The sequence below is a fragment of the Paraburkholderia rhizosphaerae genome, from assembly GCF_004366595.1.
GTDB lineage: Bacteria > Pseudomonadota > Gammaproteobacteria > Burkholderiales > Burkholderiaceae > Paraburkholderia > Paraburkholderia rhizosphaerae.
In genome coordinates this window covers 1-4,031 of sequence record NZ_SORE01000060.1, presented here as the reverse complement: position 1 = coordinate 4,031, position 4,031 = coordinate 1, and the positions used below count along the sequence as shown (strand labels likewise).

At 57.6% G+C, this 4,031-nt stretch carries 3 protein-coding genes; 1 reads left to right on the top strand and 2 read right to left on the bottom strand.

The annotated features are described in order from the left end of the window. Window positions 1-508 precede the first annotated feature (508 nt). Together BX592_RS33435 and BX592_RS33430 are read right to left on the bottom strand one after the other, a co-directional pair. Window positions 509-2,110, bottom strand: a complete 1,602-nt coding sequence (locus BX592_RS33435; protein ID WP_134197608.1) for a SulP family inorganic anion transporter — start codon at window positions 2,108-2,110, stop codon at window positions 509-511. 71 nt (window positions 2,111-2,181) lie between these two features. Beyond that, window positions 2,182-2,835: a carbonic anhydrase gene (locus BX592_RS33430; protein WP_134197607.1), complete on the bottom strand. Its 654-nt coding sequence runs from the start codon at window positions 2,833-2,835 to the stop codon at window positions 2,182-2,184. Window positions 2,836-3,606: 771 nt separating this feature from the next. On the opposite strand from BX592_RS33430, the gene BX592_RS33425 reads away from it, so the two are divergent. Further along, entirely contained in the window at window positions 3,607-3,990 is a 384-nt protein-coding gene (locus BX592_RS33425; protein WP_134197606.1) for an SDR family NAD(P)-dependent oxidoreductase, read from the top strand. The last annotated feature ends 41 nt before the right edge of the window (window positions 3,991-4,031 follow it).

Here is a 4,031-nt window from a genome sequence, read left to right as displayed (position 1 = left end):
CCGTCGTGTGCGCGCGCCACAGCATGCGCCTCGCGGAGCCCCGAACCGGACATTTCTAACTGGCTCAAACCAGACATTACTAAATGGCCGTTACACCGATTCAGTTGATAATTTATCTTATGTCAAATTTGTGGCTTAAGCTCTGCCGCGCGATCCGCGCAATCAAGACATCCCTTGCCAACGCATCGCTTCGACCGGCAGCACGCTAGCAGCTCCAGAATCTCCCGCTTCGTGACGCCTGCTTCGAGCAGGCGTTTTCTATAAACCGCGGTTTTACGATGGATCCGCCGCCGACGTGCATCGTGTAGACCGCGCCGAGATGTCCGAATGAACCAGTACAGGTTCCGCACTTCACGCGCTGAAATCGCAACTTCGGCCGGCGAGGCTCGCACGACTTCCCACAATTCAAGCTGCAACACGCGGCGAAGGTCGGCGTAGTAACGCATCATCTTCGCCGCCACGCAGAAGCCACGTACGGCGACCACCGTGCCAGATCAAACCAGACTGCTCATTCGGGCTGTCGAAGCCCCTTGAGTTCAACAGCCCTACCCGACCTGACCCACATCGGCCAGACCCGCTGTACGCCCAGTGACGGCAGTGTGGGCTCGGCAATTGGCATGTTCCGGCATTCGACATGCATGCGTCTGCCCGGCGCCTGAGCGACGAACCGGTCAATCACCTCACGCACGTCGGGATCGATATAGTCGGCTCGCGATGCGTCGAAAATCACGGTTGCGCCATCCGGCAGTGTGCGCAGATGATGCTTGAGCTTGACCTTGGCGAGAAACGACACATCCTTGCGAAACGAGAAGAGATAGTGATCGTCATGCTGTGCGATGGTGATAGGCCTCCGCAGATTTGCACGAACGGCGAGCAGGAAACTGCAGGCGATGCCTAGCAGAATGCCCATCAATAGGTCGGTTAGCAGGACGCCCGCGATCGTCGCGATAAACGGTACGAATCGTTCGACCCCTTGCCGGAACGTCGCTACGAACAGCGCTGGCTTAGCGAGCTTGAATCCTGTGAAAATCAGAATCGCGGCCAGACAGGCGAGCGGAATCAGATTGATGATGCTGGTCAGCGCAAACACACTCGCGAGCAGCAGCGCGCCATGGATGAAGGACGACCAGCGACTCTGCGCGCCCGCATGCACATTCGCCGAACTGCGCACGATAACCGACGTGATCGGCAACGCGCCTATCGCGCCCGCCATGATGTTGCCGATGCCTTGTGCCTTGAGTTCGCGATCGCGCGGCGCGCCACGTTTCCTGGGATCGATCTGTTCGACCGCCTCGAGGCTCAGCAACGTCTCCAGGCTAGCGACGATCGCGAGCGTAAGCGCAAGACTCCAGACGTCCGGGTTCATCCATTGGGCGAAATCCGGCAACTGCAGCGCATCCGTGAATGCACTGAGCGATCCGAGCGAAGACAGGGCCACGCGATGCTGAGCAGGTGGCGCAACCTCAGGCGCGAACAGATCAAGCATCAGCGTAAGACCGATGCCTACGGCCACCACGGCGAGCGGCGCGGGCACTGCGCGGACCAGCGCGAAGCGCCGCATCGCGCGCGTTTCCCAGCTGGCCAGCATCGCGAGCGAAATCATCGCGACTACGCACGCTGAGATCGACACCCATCCGAATGGAGTGCCGAGCATGCCCGCACCGCTCGCGACCGTCGCACCGCCATTCGCGAAGCCCAGAGCGAGTGGCGTCTGTTTGATGACCAGCAAAAGTCCGATAGCCGCGAGCATGCCGTTGACCACGGACAAAGGCACGTACTCCGCAAACCGCCCTGCTTTCAGCATCCCGAAACCAAACTGGATCAGGCCGGACAGCAGTACGGCAAGCAGAAACGCGGAAAAGCTGCCGAGGCCCGCGATCCCTTCGACGACGATCACGATCAGCCCCGCTGCGGGGCCGCTTACACTCAATTGCGAGCCGCTCAGCAGTGCGACGACGAGACCTCCGATGATGCCCGACAGAAGGCCCGCAAAAGGTTGAACGCCTGATGCATTGGCAATGCCAAGGCAAAGCGGCATAGCGACCAGAAACACGACTGTGCCGGCAAACAGATCGCGCGGAAATTGTGAAAGAGAATTGGCTGGTTTCATGGTCATTCAGAACGAGTTGGGTCACGTGGCGGTGCGCAAGCAACGTCACGTCCGAAAACAGGCAGAACAGATCAGCAGCAGCTGGAGGTTTGCAACAATTCAACCTGTACGTCATTCGTACGGTCGACGTGCTGCGCGTCGTAACCGGGAGCAAGCACCTTGATGAGCCCATCATGCAAGCTGAATATCCAGCCGTGCACAAGCGGAGACGGTTCGCGATCGCGCACGATCGCGCTCTGGCGCAGCAGACGTACCTGTTCGAGTACGTTCAGTTCGGCAAGACGATCGGCGCGCGCGTCGAGGCCGGGAGATTTATCGAGTTCATCCCGATGGCGCCCGGCCAACGCGCAAAGCGGCGCAATGTGACGATTCACGTGCGGCAGGTCATTCGACAACGGTGACAATGATGCGCGCACGCCACCACAGCCGTAGTGCCCGCACACGATCACATGATCGACCTTGAGCACGCGCACCGAATATTCGAGCACGCTCATCGTGTTGTCGTCAGTGGGAGAAAAGCGATTTGCGATATTGCGGTGGACAAACAGATCACCCGGGCTTGAATTGGTGATCGTCTCGGCGGGGACACGGCTGTCCGCGCAACCAATCCAAAGCACCTTGGGACTTTGGCCAAGCGACAAACGGCGGAAGAATTGCGCGTCGGCGAGCGTCGTTTCGCGCGCCCATGCAATATTTTCCACCAGCATCCGTTTCGGTCGATTCATGAATTCTCTCCACAAGCATTCGAGTACGCGTGCAATGAGCGGCAGCAGGCACCCATGCTCCAGCCCGGCGGCGGCGCATGGTTTCCTTTCGAATTACTTTCGCAGAATAGGTTCAATGGCGTCCAGAGAAAAAAAATCACAAATAAATCGGCTAAATATTGTGATGTGTCACACGTCTGAAACAATTGACTTGATGAAAGCGATAAGCGCAGGTCGCGCCGGCTGAGCAAGCGTGGATGGGCGATCTGCACCACATAGGCGCAAGCAGAATGCGCTGCGCGCATTGACATCCGGTCCGGTATTTCGGAATGTCAAAAGAGTGCGTGAATTAGATGTGAATTAGAAGCAAATTAACGCCAGATTACCGTCCGTTTTACATCGATATTCGACAGGCATGGGACAGGCCCGACATGTGCCAGATCGATGAATCGGTGCTGCGGCGGAACGCGGCTTCGGGACCGGAACGAACTGCTCATCCTAACGCCTTCGCGTCCTCCTCGTCCATGCACCGCCCTACCGTGACCTGCCACTCGATACTGTGCGCCGCGTGACCACGAAGGTCGCTGTATCAACGTAAAAGCCTTCTGGTATTTGCCGGCGCCTCCGAGACGCTCGCGACAATGTCGCACACCACCTTTTGACCTCCTCGAAAAATGAATTCGATTTCGCCACGTTAATACGTAGCTTGACCATCAATACAATCGGGGTCATGAAACGTCAGGCCGGAAAGCGTGCCTGAATGGAAACACTGTCAATCGTTGGGATCAGAAAATGGACTATCAGATTCAGGGCAAGCGGGCGCTAGTCAGCGGGTCAACAAAAGGTATCGGCTTCGCCATCGCGAAGGGACTGGCGAGAGAAGGTGCCGAGGTGGTCATCAACGGGCGTTCCACTGCATCCGTCGCCTCCGCGCTTGAACGATTGAAAACGGAAGCCCCAAATGCGATGGTTTCAGGTTTCGTTGGAGACCTTGGCAATGCCGAGCAGGTTGGGGCGATGGTGGCGCGCCATTCTGATATTGACATTCTTGTCAATAATCTCGGCATCTTCGAGCCGAAGGCGTTCGAATCCGTTCCGGACCAGGACTGGCAGCAATTCTTTGTAAGCGCTAATTTGAGCACACTGGATCGCTGCCTGTGCTGCATTGGGAACTAAAGACGGTTACTTTTTACCCCAGTTATTCCATGCCATGCGCA